Source organism: Mesorhizobium sp. CAU 1741, assembly GCF_039839275.1.
In the GTDB taxonomy this organism is placed as follows: Bacteria; Pseudomonadota; Alphaproteobacteria; order Rhizobiales; family Rhizobiaceae; genus Aerobium.
On sequence record NZ_JBDOQP010000001.1, the window covers coordinates 264,230 to 278,322 of the forward strand.

18 protein-coding genes are annotated in these 14,093 nt (G+C 62.1%); 6 read left to right on the forward strand and 12 right to left on the reverse strand.

Features of this window, described 5'->3' with window-relative positions; genetic code table 11:
* Position 1: 1 nt before the first annotated feature.
* From flgH to AAFN84_RS01325, 12 genes are all read right to left on the reverse strand, one after another.
* Positions 2 to 706: a flagellar basal body L-ring protein FlgH gene (gene flgH, locus AAFN84_RS01270; protein ID WP_347512550.1), complete on the reverse strand. Its 705-nt coding sequence runs from the start codon at positions 704 to 706 to the stop codon at positions 2 to 4.
* Positions 703 to 1,251 (reverse strand): MotE family protein, encoded by a 549-nt coding sequence (locus AAFN84_RS01275; RefSeq protein ID WP_347512551.1) that lies wholly within the window; start codon positions 1,249 to 1,251, stop codon positions 703 to 705. The genes flgH and AAFN84_RS01275 overlap by 4 nt, the downstream gene beginning before the upstream one ends.
* An 11-nt stretch (positions 1,252 to 1,262) precedes the next feature.
* Positions 1,263 to 2,321 (reverse strand): flagellar basal body P-ring protein FlgI, encoded by a 1,059-nt coding sequence (locus AAFN84_RS01280; protein WP_347513765.1) that lies wholly within the window; start codon positions 2,319 to 2,321, stop codon positions 1,263 to 1,265.
* Between the two features lie 65 nt (positions 2,322 to 2,386).
* Complete coding sequence (flgA, locus tag AAFN84_RS01285; RefSeq protein ID WP_347512552.1) at positions 2,387 to 2,857, reverse strand: flagellar basal body P-ring formation chaperone FlgA; 471 nt, start codon at positions 2,855 to 2,857, stop codon at positions 2,387 to 2,389.
* 5 nt (positions 2,858 to 2,862) lie between these two features.
* Positions 2,863 to 3,645 (reverse strand): flagellar basal-body rod protein FlgG, encoded by a 783-nt coding sequence (gene flgG / locus AAFN84_RS01290; RefSeq protein WP_347512553.1) that lies wholly within the window; start codon positions 3,643 to 3,645, stop codon positions 2,863 to 2,865.
* An 11-nt stretch (positions 3,646 to 3,656) separates the two neighbouring features.
* Entirely contained in the window at positions 3,657 to 3,983 is a 327-nt protein-coding gene (locus tag AAFN84_RS01295) for a flagellar hook-basal body complex protein FliE (RefSeq protein ID WP_347512555.1), read from the reverse strand.
* Complete coding sequence (gene flgC / locus AAFN84_RS01300; protein WP_347512556.1) at positions 3,983 to 4,399, reverse strand: flagellar basal body rod protein FlgC; 417 nt, start codon at positions 4,397 to 4,399, stop codon at positions 3,983 to 3,985. Before flgC ends, AAFN84_RS01295 begins: the two co-directional genes overlap by 1 nt.
* 4 nt (positions 4,400 to 4,403) lie before the next feature.
* Positions 4,404 to 4,784, reverse strand: a complete 381-nt coding sequence (flgB, locus tag AAFN84_RS01305) for a flagellar basal body rod protein FlgB (RefSeq protein WP_347512558.1) — start codon at positions 4,782 to 4,784, stop codon at positions 4,404 to 4,406.
* A gap of 81 nt (positions 4,785 to 4,865) precedes the next feature.
* On the reverse strand, positions 4,866 to 5,669 hold the full coding sequence (locus AAFN84_RS01310) for a hypothetical protein (protein ID WP_347512560.1): 804 nt from the start codon (positions 5,667 to 5,669) through the stop codon (positions 4,866 to 4,868).
* Positions 5,653 to 7,077, reverse strand: a complete 1,425-nt coding sequence (gene fliI, locus AAFN84_RS01315) for a flagellar protein export ATPase FliI (RefSeq protein ID WP_347512561.1) — start codon at positions 7,075 to 7,077, stop codon at positions 5,653 to 5,655. Before fliI ends, AAFN84_RS01310 begins: the two co-directional genes overlap by 17 nt.
* Positions 7,078 to 7,083: 6 nt before the next feature.
* Positions 7,084 to 7,806, reverse strand: coding sequence for a flagellar basal-body rod protein FlgF (gene flgF, locus AAFN84_RS01320; RefSeq protein ID WP_347512562.1), 723 nt, complete (start codon positions 7,804 to 7,806; stop codon positions 7,084 to 7,086).
* A 10-nt stretch (positions 7,807 to 7,816) separates the two neighbouring features.
* Positions 7,817 to 9,034: a DUF1217 domain-containing protein gene (locus AAFN84_RS01325; protein ID WP_347512563.1), complete on the reverse strand. Its 1,218-nt coding sequence runs from the start codon at positions 9,032 to 9,034 to the stop codon at positions 7,817 to 7,819.
* A gap of 63 nt (positions 9,035 to 9,097) precedes the next feature.
* Between AAFN84_RS01325 and motA the strand changes: the two genes are divergently transcribed.
* The 6 genes from motA to AAFN84_RS01355 are packed head-to-tail and all read left to right on the forward strand — an operon-like array spanning position 9,098 to position 14,057.
* On the forward strand, positions 9,098 to 9,970 hold the full coding sequence (gene motA / locus AAFN84_RS01330; protein WP_347512564.1) for a flagellar motor stator protein MotA: 873 nt from the start codon (positions 9,098 to 9,100) through the stop codon (positions 9,968 to 9,970).
* A gap of 22 nt (positions 9,971 to 9,992) precedes the next feature.
* A complete protein-coding gene (locus AAFN84_RS01335) occupies positions 9,993 to 10,937 on the forward strand; it encodes a FliM/FliN family flagellar motor switch protein (RefSeq protein ID WP_347512565.1) in 945 nt (314 codons plus the stop codon).
* Positions 10,938 to 10,981: 44 nt separating this feature from the next.
* The gene (gene fliN, locus AAFN84_RS01340) at positions 10,982 to 11,452 is read left to right on the forward strand and encodes a flagellar motor switch protein FliN (protein WP_347512567.1); all 471 of its coding nucleotides are present in this window, start codon (positions 10,982 to 10,984) and stop codon (positions 11,450 to 11,452) included.
* A gap of 42 nt (positions 11,453 to 11,494) precedes the next feature.
* Positions 11,495 to 12,505 carry a flagellar motor switch protein FliG gene (locus AAFN84_RS01345; protein ID WP_347512568.1) on the forward strand — a complete coding sequence of 337 codons (1,011 nt, stop codon included), beginning with the start codon at positions 11,495 to 11,497 and terminating at the stop codon, positions 12,503 to 12,505.
* 23 nt (positions 12,506 to 12,528) lie between these two features.
* Positions 12,529 to 13,620, forward strand: coding sequence for a flagellar biosynthesis protein FlhB (gene flhB, locus AAFN84_RS01350; protein ID WP_347512570.1), 1,092 nt, complete (start codon positions 12,529 to 12,531; stop codon positions 13,618 to 13,620).
* Positions 13,617 to 14,057, forward strand: coding sequence for a hypothetical protein (locus AAFN84_RS01355; protein WP_347512571.1), 441 nt, complete (start codon positions 13,617 to 13,619; stop codon positions 14,055 to 14,057). The genes flhB and AAFN84_RS01355 overlap by 4 nt, the downstream gene beginning before the upstream one ends.
* Positions 14,058 to 14,093 lie beyond the last annotated feature (36 nt).

Here is a 14,093-nt window from a genome sequence, read left to right on the forward strand (position 1 = left end):
ATCAGAACGGAAGAACGTTGTCGACGATCTGGTGTCCCCAGGCAGGCTGCTGCACTTCCGTGAGCCTGCCGCGGCCGCCGTAGGAAATGCGGGCTTCGGCAATGCGCTCGTACGACACGGTGTTCATCGCGCCGATGTCGGAGGGCCGCACGATGCCCGTGATTGTCAGGACGCGCAGTTCGGCGTTGACCAGAACTTCCTGCGAACCGCTGATGACGAGGTTTCCGTTGGGCAATAGATCGGTGACGACCGCCGCCACGGAAAGCTGGATGTCTTCAGAGCGGGCGGTCGCGCCTGCGCCCTTGGAACTGGTCTCGGAGTCGATGTCCGCGTTCGCCGCTCCGCCCGTTCCTATGCCGAGCCACGACAGATCGGCGGCGAGGCCCAGCCCGCGGCTGCCCGTGCGGCTGCGCTCGGATTCGTTGCGGAAACGCGCCCGGTCGTTGATCTGGATGTCGACGGTCAGGATGTCGCCGGCACGCAGGGCGCGCGCATCGGTGAAGAACTTCGACTGCCTGTCGTCCCAGAGCGAATAACGCTTCGTCGCCTGAGCAGGCGGCGTAGGATAGCTGTAGGCGGATTTCGGATCGTGGCCGACCCCATAGCCGACCGGCGAGAGAAATGGCGGACGGCCGATCTCTTCCTTCGGAGTGGTGCAGCCGGCGAGCGCGAGCGCCGCCAGAAGTAGGAGCGACCTGCGCATCATGATGGGTCCTGCTTGCGTGCGGCGCTCGCCATGATCCCGGTCAGGGTGGCGGCCGCCTCGCTTTCCATTTCATTGAGGATGACGCCCGCCTGGCGAGCCTTGAGCTTCATGAGGATGCCCGCGGCCAGTTCCATGTCGACTTCGGCGAGGCGTTCGGCTGCCGCATCCGGGCGCATGACCGAATAAATCTCGACGAGATTGTCCTCTGCCTTGGCGAGGAAATCGTTCCGACGTGCCAGCCACTCCTCGTATTCGAGGCGCTTCTCCTCAAGGGTCACGATGCGTGCATCGATATCCTTCTGCAGGGTCTGCAACTCCGCCTGCTGGAGGGCATAGCGGCGATCGCGCGCAGCGTCGGCAATGTTGGAACAGAAACGGCGAATATCGTCGTCCAGCGCGTCGCCTTCGGTCGGAGCACCGGGGATGACCGGGATGCTCTGCGTGGCGGCCGGTGAACCGCCGAAGACCAGGGCTCCCAGGACGATGCCGGCACCGAGCGTCAGCGCGGTGCGGCCCCTCGAACCCAACGTCAGAATTCTTTTCATTGCCGTCTTACCTATTGCAGTACGAGTTCGGCCTGGAGCGCGCCGGCCGACTTGATGCCTTGCAGGATCGCGATGATGCCATCGGGCTTCACCCCGAGCCGGTTCAATCCGGACACCAGGGTCTCGAGATTGGGACCGTCGAGCATCGCGACGCTCGCGTCGGGCTGGTCGGCTTCGATCGCCGTGAACGGCTCCACTGCGGTTTCGCCGCGCGAAAAGGGTTCCGGCTGCACCACGCGCGGCATCTCGGAGATGCGCACCGTGAGTGTGCCGTGGCTGATGGCCACGCGTGATATGCGTACCTGCTGGCCGATGACGATCGTTCCCGTCCGCTCGTCGACGACGACGCGAGCCGGCGCGTCGGATTCGACCACGATGTTCTCTAGTTCGGCGAAGAAGCGGGCCGAGGATATGTCGTTGGGACGCTGGATGATCACCGTCCGGGCGTCCTGTTCCATCGCGACCTTCTTGCCGAAACGACTGGCCGAATAGTCATTGATGGCATCGGTCACGCGGATCGCGGTGGAGAAATCCGGGTTGCGCAACTGCAGCGTCAAGGTCGCGTCACTATTGAACGATGCGGGCACCTGGCGTTCCACGATGCCGCCATTGGGAACGCGACCGCTCGTCGGTACGCCTTGTGTCAAGGTCTCGGCCTGGCCTTGCGCAGAGAAGCCCGACACGATCACGGGTCCTTGCGCGACGGCGTAGATCTCGCCGTCGGGGGCCCGCAGCGGCGTCATGACCAGAGTGCCGCCGGCCAGCGACGTTGCGTCGCCCATCGAAGCCACGTTTACGTCTATGCGTGCGCCGGAGCGCACGAAAGGCGGCAGGTTCGCAGTCACGATGACCGCTGCCACGTTCTTGGCGCGCGAGGCGCCACCTTGCGTGGAAATGCCAAGATTCTCAAGCATGGCGCGCATCGATTGCTCGGTGAATGGCGAGTTTCGCAGCCCGTCGCCTGAGCCCTGAAGGCCGATGACGAGACCGTAGCCGACGAGCTGGTTGTCGCGTGCGCTCTGCAGCGTCGCGACGTCCTTGATGCGTGCAGGCGTCAGGTTGCTCATCATCTGGTCCGAAAACGCGGAACCGACAGACGACAGTGCAAACGCGAATGCGAGGAGAAGGACGCGGATCATGTTGACGAAACCCTGATGCTTCCGTCGGCCATCACGATGCCGGAGAACACCGCACCGCTATCGGCATTGCGCACCCGAACCATGTCTCCGGCTGCGCCGACCTGCAATGGCACGCCAGAGATGCTGATCTCGAGACCACCGTGGACGAACAGCACCTGCACCGGCTTTCCGGGCTCGACCAGCCAGGCATCCCGGAGCGAGGAGACCGCGATCAGCCGTCCGGGAAGCAAGGTGCGACGCGCAACCTTGCCTTCCACCTGGCTCCAGTCGAGCGCGACCTGGGTGATGTCGCGCAACTGCCGTTGAAGCGGCACTTCCTGAAGCGCGCTCGCGTCCACCACCTCGCCTGGGTAGACGACGCGGGTGGTGATGATGACCGTCTCCTGGGCAAGAGCGGGTATGGTCGCGCATGCCATGAATGACATGACGGCGGCCAGCTTTAGCGGGCGCAGGAGGCGGAACATCATCGACCCTATCGGATTCCCTGAGTGATGGTAGCGGCCATCTCGTCGGCCGCCTTGATGACCTTCGAATTCATCTCGTAGGCGCGCTGTGCCGAAATCAACTCGGTGATTTCCTTCACCGGATCGACGTTGGAAGCTTCGAGATAGCCCTGTTCGGTGGTTGCGAAACCGATGTCGCCCGGCAGGCCGACATTGGCGCCGCCCGATGCCTCGGTCTCGCGGAACAGATTGTCGCCCTGCGGGTCGAGACCGGCCTCGTTGACGAAGGTCGCGATCGCGAGCTGGCCAAGCGGCACGAGTTCGTCTTCACCGGTGCTTGCGAAGAACTCACCCGACTTGTTGATGATGATCTCTGCATTCTCCGGGACGACGATGCCGCCCGCCAACAGATAGCCATCCACCGTGACGAGCTGCCCCTCGGCGTTGGTGTTGAAGGCGCCCGCGCGGCTATAGAGCATCTCGCCATTGGCGCCTTCGACCTGGAACCAGCCATTGCCGGAAAGCGCGACGTCGAGATTGTTGCCGGTCTTTGTCAGCGCGCCCTGGATGTGCACGTTGCGGATGGCGCTCGTCTTCACGCCGAGACCGATGTGCGAACCTTCCGGAACGATATTCTGGTTGGCGCGGTTGGGCACGCCCTGGGCCCGATCGACCTGGTATAGAAGATCCGAGAATTCGGCGCGTGCACGCTTGTAGCCAGTGGTGTTGATGTTCGCGATGTTGTTCGCGATGACCTCGAGATTGGTCTGCTGCGCGTTCATGCCGGTTGCGGCGATGGCGAGTGCTTTCATGATCCTGTTCCTTAGATCTGCATACGGCTGACTTCGAGGTACGAATTTATGATCTTGTCACGGATCGCGATTGCAGCCTGGAGGGTTTGCTCGGCACTCATCACCGCGTCGACGACTTCGCGCGTATCGGCCTCGCCCTGGAGTGCCTTGAGGGAGACACCCTCGGCGCCGTGCAGAGTGTCGACCGCATTGCCTGCGGCAGTGGCGAGCGCTGCCTGGAAAGTGTTTTCCACGCCGACGTTCGGGCGCATCGCCGACGGACCGGCCATGTTGGAAAGTCCGTCAAGCGTCGCCAGAGACGACCCTTGACCCTGAATGGCTGTGAGCGCCTGGATCATCACTGGTTCCTCATGAGTTCGATGGTCATAGAGATCAGGTCACGCGCCTGCTTGATGCTCTGCAGGTTGGCCTCGTAGCTGCGATTGGCCTCGCGCATGTCGGCCATCTCGATCAGCACGTTGACGTTCGGCATCTTAACGTAGCCCGCTTCGTCAGCGGCATCGTGGCCCGGCATGAACTCGACTGGATAAGCGGTCTTATCGCCGGATATTGCAGACACTTCCACCACGCGGGCGCCCGACACACGGTCGAGTTCGGCGGTGAAGGTGATCGTCTTGCGCTGATAGGGATCGGCGCCGGGAAAGTTGCCGGTCGATTGCGCGTTGGCGAGGTTCTCGGAGACGACACGCAGGCGCTCCGACTGGGCGCCGAGTCCGGAAGACGACACCTTGAGGGACGAAATCAGAGGATCCATGGCATCAGGCTCGGGTTGTCAGCATCAGCATACGGTGGAAGGCTTTCACCACGGCGGTGTTGAGCTCGAAGGACCGGCGAACCTCGCCCGACTTCATCAGCTCGTTCTCCAGCACCACGGTGTTGCCCGAAGGCGATGTCGGTTCGCTCTCGCTGTCCTGCCGGATCATCAGCGCGTCGGAACCGACGCCGACGGAGATGTGGCGCGGGTTGGTCGCCTCCATCGCCACGCGCGTATTGTCGAGGACCGCCTCGAAAGGCTCGACCTCCATCGTGCCGTAGCCAGGTGTGTTGGCGTTCGCGATATTGCTCGAAACAGCCGTGTGGCGCACAGACAGCCATTGGGCCTGTTGTGATGCCAGCTGGAACAGGTTGACGGGTTGCATCGCTACTCCTTGCAAAGCGTAGCGATACTGTAGGGAGTCAGTCTTGCGTGGACCTTGCGCGAGGCCCGGCGTCGGCTGCAATCAGCGTTGCAGCTCGATGACCGTGTCGCGGCTCGTCACCAGCACCCAGCCACCGTCGCGTTGCTCGATCGAGACGACTTCGCTTGCGTCGGGAAGGCGTGAGCCGGGCTGCACGACCCAAAGCCCGTCGGCGTCCTCAATCATGGCACGGCCATTGGCGACATGGACAAGGCGGAAACTGACCAGATCGAGCGGGAAGGGCTGTTCAGATACCGGAATAGCATCCGCCTCTTCGCCTTCCTGCGGCAGAGTCGCCGTCGGGAAGAAGTCGAGGTTCATGCTCGGTAGGGAGTCGTTGGCGAAAGGCTTCGCCACGAGCTTCGGTTGATATGCAAGATGTGCAGGGGGAGCACCTGCCCGGCCTCCGTCGAAGACGAATTCCTTCACCCCGAACTTCTCCTGATTAAAGAAGATGTACCAGGGAAACGCCGCGCAGATTAAGCCCAGCGTAATTCCCAGGGCCGCGATGGTGACGTCGCCACGATCGAACCGCTTCTTGGGCACGGAAAAAGGCTCGAAGGACTGCTTGGGCGTTGGCGGCGGTGCAGGAAGCAGCGGCGATTTCGCTCTGCGCGGCGCGGGCGTCGATGCCGGCTTTGCGGAAGGCTTTTGCGCCGGCGTTGGCATCTCCGCTCCATCACCGAAGAGCCGCATCAGGATCTGGTCTTCGTCAGCCGATGCGATCAAGTCCTCGAGGCCGGCCGGGACCGTCCCGCCTTCGAGCCCGCCCGACGGCGCTAGGGTGTCGCCAGCGAGGGCGGGGCGCTTTTCCCACACGGAACCGGATCTATTCAGCAGGCTCATCGACTGGCTTCTCCCTGCTCTTCAGATGGCGCGCCAGATCACTGAACGGATCGGGCGAAGGCTTGTCCTGCGGCGACTGCGTCAACGCTTCGTAGATGACGGGCACCTGGCGCACCGCCAGGTCGAGTTCGGCATCGGCGCCGGGCTGGTATGCGCCGAGCAACCGGATGTCTCTTGTATCCTCGAACCGGGCGATCATGCTGCGCAGGCGAGTGACGAGGGCCTGCTGCTCCTTGGTCCATGCCTTGGGCGCCAGGCGGGAGATCGATGCCAGCGGATCGACCGGGGGATAGCGGCCCTGCTCGGCGATCGAGCGGTCGAGCACGACGTGGCCATCGAGAATGCCGCGAATGGAATCGGCGACCGGATCGTTGTGGTCGTCGCCGTCGACGAGCACCGAAAGGATCGCGGTGATCGAACCCGTCCCGTCCATCCCCGGACCGGCGCGCTCGAGAAGCCGCGGCAGATCGGTGAACACGGAGGCGGGATAGCCGCGCGCCACGGGAGGCTCGCCGACGCCGATCGCGACTTCGCGCAATGCATGGGCAAGGCGCGTGATCGAATCGAGCACGAGGAGAACCCTGTCGCCCTTTTCACGGAAATGCTCGGCGACCCGCATTGCCATGTCGGGCGCGCGCTTGCGCATCATGGCGCTCTCGTCGCTCGTCGCCACCACGGCCACGGTCTTGGCCAGATTCTTGGGACCGATCGTGTCTTCGAGAAACTCGCGTACTTCGCGACCGCGCTCGCCGATCAGCGCAATGACGACGGTGTCGAATGCCTCGGCGCTGGCGAGCATCGCGAGCAACGTCGATTTTCCGACGCCCGAGCCGGCGAAGACGCCCAGGCGCTGGCCGAAGCAGATGGGGGTGAATATGTCGATGACACGGACACCGGTCATGAAGCCGGTGGCAACGCGCTGACGCGTCATCGCCAGCGGTGCGGCGGACAGGTTCTCACCCTTGCCGGAGATCATGGGCCCCTTGGCGTCGACCGGGCGCCCAAGCGCGTCGATCACCCGGCCGCGCCACGAGCCGTGGGGTGACGCGCCACGCTGCGTCTGGATGAAGACGGAGTCGCCAATGCCGGCATCCGGGTTGTTCTCGTAGGGCGAGACGAGGACGTCGTCCGGTCCGATGCGGACGATCTCGCCCGACCGCACGCCTGACGAGGAGCGATGCTCCACGACGTCACCCAGACGTGCCGCACCGGAAACCCCGCGTACGCGGTAATGGCTCGGCGAGACCTCGTCGATGTGGCCGCCATTGCGCAGCAGCGTCCGTTCGCTCGCAAAGAGCGACTGGACGCGCTCCAGCGCATGCAGCGACGTCTCGGCTGCTGCCGGGGGCGGCAGACCTGCTTCCGGCGGGGGCGTCGCGATGATGTCGGTGTCCGCAGGGGCGTCCATTGAAAATTATCGCGGACCGAGGGCAGTGATAGCCTGGTCGAGTGCGCTCTCGCTGTCGCGGATGAGCCCGGACACGTGTTCGAATGCGCGCTGCACCTGGATGAGGCGGGTAATCTCCAGCACCGGATTGACGTTGGAATCCTCCAGGAAGCCCTGCGCGACGCCGACATCAATACGATCCACAATCGGCTCCGGCGCGCCGAAGGGCACCACACCGGAGTTGCCGTATCGCTGGAAATTTGGGCCAGGCTGGAAATCGAACAGGCCGATGGCGCCCATCGGCTGCCCGTCCTGGTGGAGCATGCCGTCTGCGCCGGCTTCCGGCGCTCCACCGTTGGGATTGAGCTGGATCGGGGCACCACCGGCGTCGAGGACGGGATAGCCTTCCAGCGTGACCAGATCGCCATTGTTCAGCATCTTGAAGCGGCCGTCCCGCGTCATGACCGGCCCGGCCGGGGTCTCGATGCCGAACCAGGCATCGCCCTGAACCGCGAAGTCGAGCGGGTTGCCGGTCTGGCGTACCGGGCCGAGCTTGGTCGACAGGTAGGTGTCTCCGGCCGATGCGAACGAAACCGATGTCTCTCCAAGGCCGCTGACGAGATCCTCGAACTTCACCTCGGTGGCGCGAAAGCCGATCGTGCCGACATTGGCGACATTGTCCGCGATCGTGTTCATTCGCTTGTCGAGCGCCCTCTGCGACGAGATCGCGACGTAAATTCCAGATTGCAATGTAGCGCTCCTAGCTCTTCAGGCGGGCGATCGCCATCATCGTGTCGACCGAGATGCCGAGTTGGGCCGGCTGGGAAATCAGCGACACGGCAGGCGACGAACTCGCTGCCGGCGCGTTGGTGACGTCCCACATCACGGTGAAACGGGCGAGAAACTTGGTCAGCTTCGCCGGGTCGGTAAAATCTTCCAACGAAAGGCGCTTTTCGAAGGCCTGCACCTGCTTGTCGAGGTCGGCCTGGGCGGACGAGGCAGGCAGGCCCAGCGCTGTTCGCACGACTTCGCCAAGCGCCGCATCAGCGAGAACGTCATAGAATGACTTGATGTCGGGTGCCTTACGCTCGAAATAGAGCGCAAGACGCACGCCTTCATTCTCGAGGCCAGCGTCCTCCTCGAGCGTCTGCCTCAAATATTGTGCTGTGACCTTATTCTGGGAGGCCACGTAGCTGGTGGTCTCTTCGCCCAGCTCGGCAAAATTGAATGCGGTGACAAACTTCGCGACGTTGGCATCGCTGTGCTTGTTGGCCAGACTGTCGGGCTCCGAAACGCCGCCTAGAAGGATATTGCTGAGCTCGGTTTTGGTGAGCTCCAGGTCTTCAATGCTGAACGCGCGCAGCGCGTATTCCAGCAGGCGTTCGTCGGCCAGCAGGTCTTCGATGGATTCCACGGCGCCGATGTTTTCCTGGTAGTAGGCGGTTTCCTTCTTGACGGTTTCCGTCTGCGGAAGGACGCCACTGCCAGTGGCGCGGTTTATGTAGTTGTCCACCGTCGCGTCGCGGGCAAGGTTGTATGTCGTTGTCTTTTCGCCATTGGCGACGAAGTTGAAGTCGGCGACGAACTGGGCATAGCGCTTATCTGACAGTTTGTTGGCGAAGCTGTCGGGATCGCTCACGCCCCCTTCCAGGGCCTTCAGCATGAAGGCTTTCGCATACGCCATGTCCTGCAAGCCGTGGGCCTTCATGGCATAATTGAAAAGTCGGTAGTCGTTGACGAGTTCTTCGGCCGAAGTGATCTTGCCGATATTGGCCAGGAAATACTCGGTGTCGCGCTTGACGAGCGGCTGGTTCTCCACGCGGTCCATGGAGCGTTCCATGTCGCGGGTGATTAGCTTGTAATTCATATGCGTACTGATCACTTGCGCCCCCGCTCGCCGGATTCCACCACACATCAATAAGGCAGAATACTTGCGTGAAACTGAACAGGCTCGGACAGTTTGCGCGCGTCTGCCCATTCAAGCCTCGCGCAAGCCCAGCGCGCTAGGAAAAGTGCAATTGGGGCAGGTAGAGGTGGTGCCGTGAGCATTGTGATAGGTTTTGTCGTCATCTTCGGCTGCGTGCTTGGCGGCTTCATGGCCATGGGCGGGCATCTCGACGTGCTTATGCAGCCCTGGGAGCTTGTCATCATCGGCGGCGCCGGCGTTGGCGCATTCCTGATCGCCAATCCGATGTCCACCGTGAAGGACGCCGGCAAGGCGATGATGGAGGCGTTCAGGCAGGATGTGCCGAAAGAGCAGGACTATCTCGAGACGCTCGGCGTTCTGCACAGCCTGATGCGCGAATTGCGCACCAAGTCGCGCAACGAGGTCGAGGCCCACATCGACAATCCGGACGAATCCGCGATCTTCCTGGCCTATCCGAAGGTGCTCAAGAACCGAGACCTTATCAACTTCATCTGTGATTATTGCCGGATCATCATCATCGGCAATGCCCGGCCGTTCGAGATCGAGGCGTTGATGGACGAAGAAATCCACACCATCAAGCACGACAAGCTCAAGTCCTACCATGCCCTGGTGGTGCTGGCGGACGCGTTCCCCGCGCTCGGCATCTGCGCTGCCGTTCTGGGCGTGATCAAGGCGATGGGTGCCATCGACCAGTCGCCCGAGATTCTTGGCGGCCTGGTCGGCGCGGCGCTTGTCGGTACGTTCCTCGGCATCTTCCTGAACTATGCGGTGGTCGCTCCGGTGGCGCAGAAGATCAAGATCGTGCGCGACAAGAAGAATCGGCTATACATCATCGTGAAGCAGACGCTGCTGGCGTATATGAACGGTTCGTTGCCGCAGGTTGCGCTGGAGTTCGGGCGCAAGACGATCTCGTCCTACGACCGTCCTTCGATCGATGCGGTCGAGCGCAGCACGTTGCATGGCAGCGAAGCGGCTCGAGCTGCCTGATAGTATGGATGCGGAGACAGTTGTGCAGAGCAAGGTTTCGACTGGCGATACTGCGACGCAGGGCCGGAACTTCATCGTCGAGCGTCTCATCGGCGATACGGGTGAGCCAGAGCATATTCTCAAGGCCGCGCGCTCGCTCGGCATGCGCGCCCTGCCGGCGATCCGCGACAGCCTGAACGAACAGGTTTCCTACCCAATCGAGATCGAGATGGAATCGGTGACGCTGGCGCGGATGTCCGAAGCCCGCCGTCCCGACGTCCACAACGATGCGCTCGTGGTTGCAGCATCCGCCACGTCGCCTGACGCCTTGATGCTGATCGCCGACTCCGATGCGATCTCGCTTCTGGTCAGTGCACTGTTCGGCGGCGATCCCGACATGCCCGCCTCGCGCATCACGCGCGATCTCACTGCGATCGAGCTGGAGCTAGCGTCAGTCGTGTTCGAAGCGACGGCGAAGGCGCTGAACGGGTCGGGCGTGCGCGCGCTGTCGATCAAGTTCCCAATGCCATCCGCGCTCTCCGGCAAGGATTTGAAGAAGCTCGTCATTCGGGACGGGCCGGCGGTTCGCGTGTCGTTTTCGCTGATTGCGCCGACGGGAGAAGGGCGCTTTACGGTGATGATGCCGCAGCGCGTCCTGCTTTTGCATCGCGGCGAAAGCACGGCGGAGTCCTCGCGCGAGGAGCAGGCCACGTGGAATGCGCGCTTCAGCGAGGAGGTCATGCGCTCCAGCGTCCGGCTGGATGCGACGATCCCGCTGTCGCGGATGACGCTGGGAGAACTTTCGGAGCTTTTCGTCGGCCAGGTCATCGAGATGCCCGAAGGTGCGCCGACCAATGCGCGGCTTTCAGCGCGCCGCAAGACGCTCTTCACCTGCGAGTTCGGCAAGCTCGGCCAGAACTTCACGGTGCAAGTAATCGAGCCCTATGATGCGGGCAAAGAATTCATTGACGGGCTGATGCCGCGCTGAGCCGTGCATGAACGGCCATTGCTGCGAGCTTCAAGGAGAACATGATGAGCTCATCCATTCCTGATTTCGACAAACTCGGTGATCTCGGTAGTTTTGGTGACGAAGCCACCCCCACTCTTGGCGATGATCCCCAGGAAGAGGATTTGAACAAGGCCATCGAGGAGTTGCGCGGGGTCCTGCAGGATGAAGAATCTGTGGAAACGTCGGGCTCGGATTCCTTTGCAAGCGCCTATTCCAAGCCGGTGAAGGCCAGCGGCGTCGCCAACAACGACATAATCATGAACATTCCTGTGGACGTTCAGATTGTGCTTGGAAGCGCGGAAATGCCGGTTTCCGAGCTGATGGCGCTTCAAAAGGGCTCCACCGTCGCCCTCAATCGCCGGATCGGCGAGCCCGTGGACGTCGTCGTCAACGGCCGCAAGATTGCCACCGGCGAAATTACCGTGCTCGAAAGTGATCCGTCGCGCTTTGGCATCAAGCTAACCAAGATCATTGATGCTGCCAAAACCGGCTAGTCTGTATAGTCTGTTTGTAGCGAATCGGGGACGGATTTGGGAATGAGCCTGGACGGCAAGCTGACGAAGGCTCAGAAGGCTGCTGCTATTCTGGTTGCGATGGGTAAGCCATCCGCCGGGCGCCTTCTGCGTTTCTTCAAGCAGCGAGAGCTGAAGGCGCTCATTGAAGCCGCGCGCATGCTGCGCACCATTCCTCAGAGTGAACTCGAGAATATCGTCGCCGAATTCGAGGCGGAATTCACCGAAGGTGCCGGCCTCCTGGATTCCGGCGATCAGATGGACACGTTGCTCAACGAGTCCCTCTCTCCGGAAGAGATCAGCCAGTTGATGGGCTGGGGCAAGCCGTCCCTGATGAACGACGAGGCGCCGCCGATCTGGCCCGAATTGTCGGAACTCGAACCCGACAAGCTCGGCGCACTGTTGAGTGGAGAACACCCCCAGACGATCGCGATGGTGTTCTCGAACCTCGATTCGCAACCGGCGGCAAACGCGCTTCTGACCTTCGACAAGCCCATGCGCAACGAAGTGCTCAAGCGCATGCTGTCGATGACGACCGTTCAGCCGGCCGCCAAGCAGCTTGTCGACAACCAGTTGCGTGCCAGGCTTTCATCGGATTCGAATGGCAAGGACGTTTCCGCCAGCCAGACCAGGGTCGCCAGCCTGCTCAACGAGCTCGACAAGGACGTGCTGGACGAACTGGTGTCTGATCTGGAAGAGAGCGGCGTCAGCGGCATCGAAGAGGTCAAGGCGCGGCTGTTCACCTTCGAGGACATCGTCAAGCTGGACCAGCGGGCGCGGGTTACACTGTTCGACGGACTTTCGACCGAAGTCGTCACGATGGCATTGCGCGGCGCCTCGGCGGATCTCACCGAATCGATCCTGTCGGCCATCGGCGCCCGCTCCCGCCGCATGATCGAAGCGGAACTCTCGATGGACTCGGATGCGGCCACGGCTGTGGAAGTCGACAAGGCACGCAAGCGTATCGCCGGCACAGCCCTTGGCCTCGCATCCAGTGGGACGATCGACCTGCCCTCAATGCAAAGCGCCGCATAGCGGCGTCCTGAACGGATGGCTTGATGGCCGACGGCGAGGACAAAGAAAGTAAAACAGAAGACGCCACGGAAAAGAAAATCCGTGATGCGGTGGAGAAGGGCCAGCTGCCCTTCGCCAAGGAAGTTCCCGTGTTCGGCTCGTTGCTGGCGATCATGGTGTTCCTGGTTTTCCTCGCCCAGCCGGGCGCCGTGGAACTTGGCGGCTTCCTGTCGATGTTCATCGAGCGTGCCGACGAATGGTCGCTGGCGACCGAGCACGATGCCGTCCTGCTTTATCGCCAGGTGTTCCTGGAGATCGCCAAGCTGCTGGCCGGGCTGATGGCCTTGCTGATCGCAGCCGGCATTGCCGCTTCGGTGCTGCAGAACGTGCCGAGCTTCGTTTTGGACCGGATCCAGCCGAAACTCTCCCGGGTTTCGCTCAAGCAGGGCTGGGGGCGGCTCTTCGGGCAACAGGGCCTGGCCGAGTTCGCAAAGTCGCTCGGAAAACTGATCCTGGCCGGCTTCGTTCTGTGGTTCGCCATGCGCGGCGTGGAGACCGAGCTGCTCGCCGGGATGATAACGCAGCCTGAAGCATTCGGTGCTGTGATCCGCGACCTGGCCATCGACATCATCGTGGCAATCGTCTCGATCATGGCGCTCATCGCGGTGATCGACCTTCTGTGGTCGCGCTTCCACTGGAAGCAGGACCTGCGCATGACGAAGCAGGAGATCAAGGACGAGATCAAGCAGGCGGAAGGCGACCCGATCATGAAGTCGCGGCTGCGTTCGCTGCAGCGCGACCGTGCTCGTCGGCGCATGATGGACGAGGTGCCGAAGGCGACGCTGGTGATCGCCAACCCGACCCACTTCTCCATCGCGCTGCGCTACGTCCGCGAGGAGACGCCTGCACCTGTCGTCATCGCCAAGGGCCAGGATCTGATCGCGCTCAAGATCAGGGAGATTGCGGAAGCGCACGAAATTCCGGTTTTTGAAGACGTCGCGCTCGCCCGCTCCATGTACGATCAAGTTTCAGTGGATAGTGTGATTCCGCCTCAGTTCTATCAGGCGGTCGCCGAACTCGTTCGGGTCCTCTACACTAACAAGGCAGCGCCAGCTGCGGGTAAGGTGACGTCATGAACCGTCAGCCGCATTCGTCCACACGAGAAATCATCGTGGCCAACGCGATCCAGGAAGTCGTGAGCGAATTACGCATGGTCGATGTCGGCGACTACATCGCCTATATCCGGCTCGAGCGCTTCGCGAGCGTCGCCGATCTCGTCGACTCGGCAGCGGAACTGTACTTCATACCCGGCACGTTGCGTCTCGGTCATGGTGGTGAAGCGCATGTCGGCTGGAGCAAGCTTCCCCGCATCGTGCTCGACCTCGAACTACGGCCGGTGGGCGCCACGGTGTATTTCACCCTCACCATGTCAGCGCGGCATGCAGCCGTCGAAGTCAACTATGTCGCGTTCGAAAACGCTTCGTCCGATCCGCTCGAGAACAACACGTTCCTGGAAAATGCGATCGAGCACGCGCGCATTCGCAAGAGCGAGCCAGTCGCTGCCGAACGGTAGGCGCGGCATCGATCTCGTGCCGGCCACTTGAAAGTC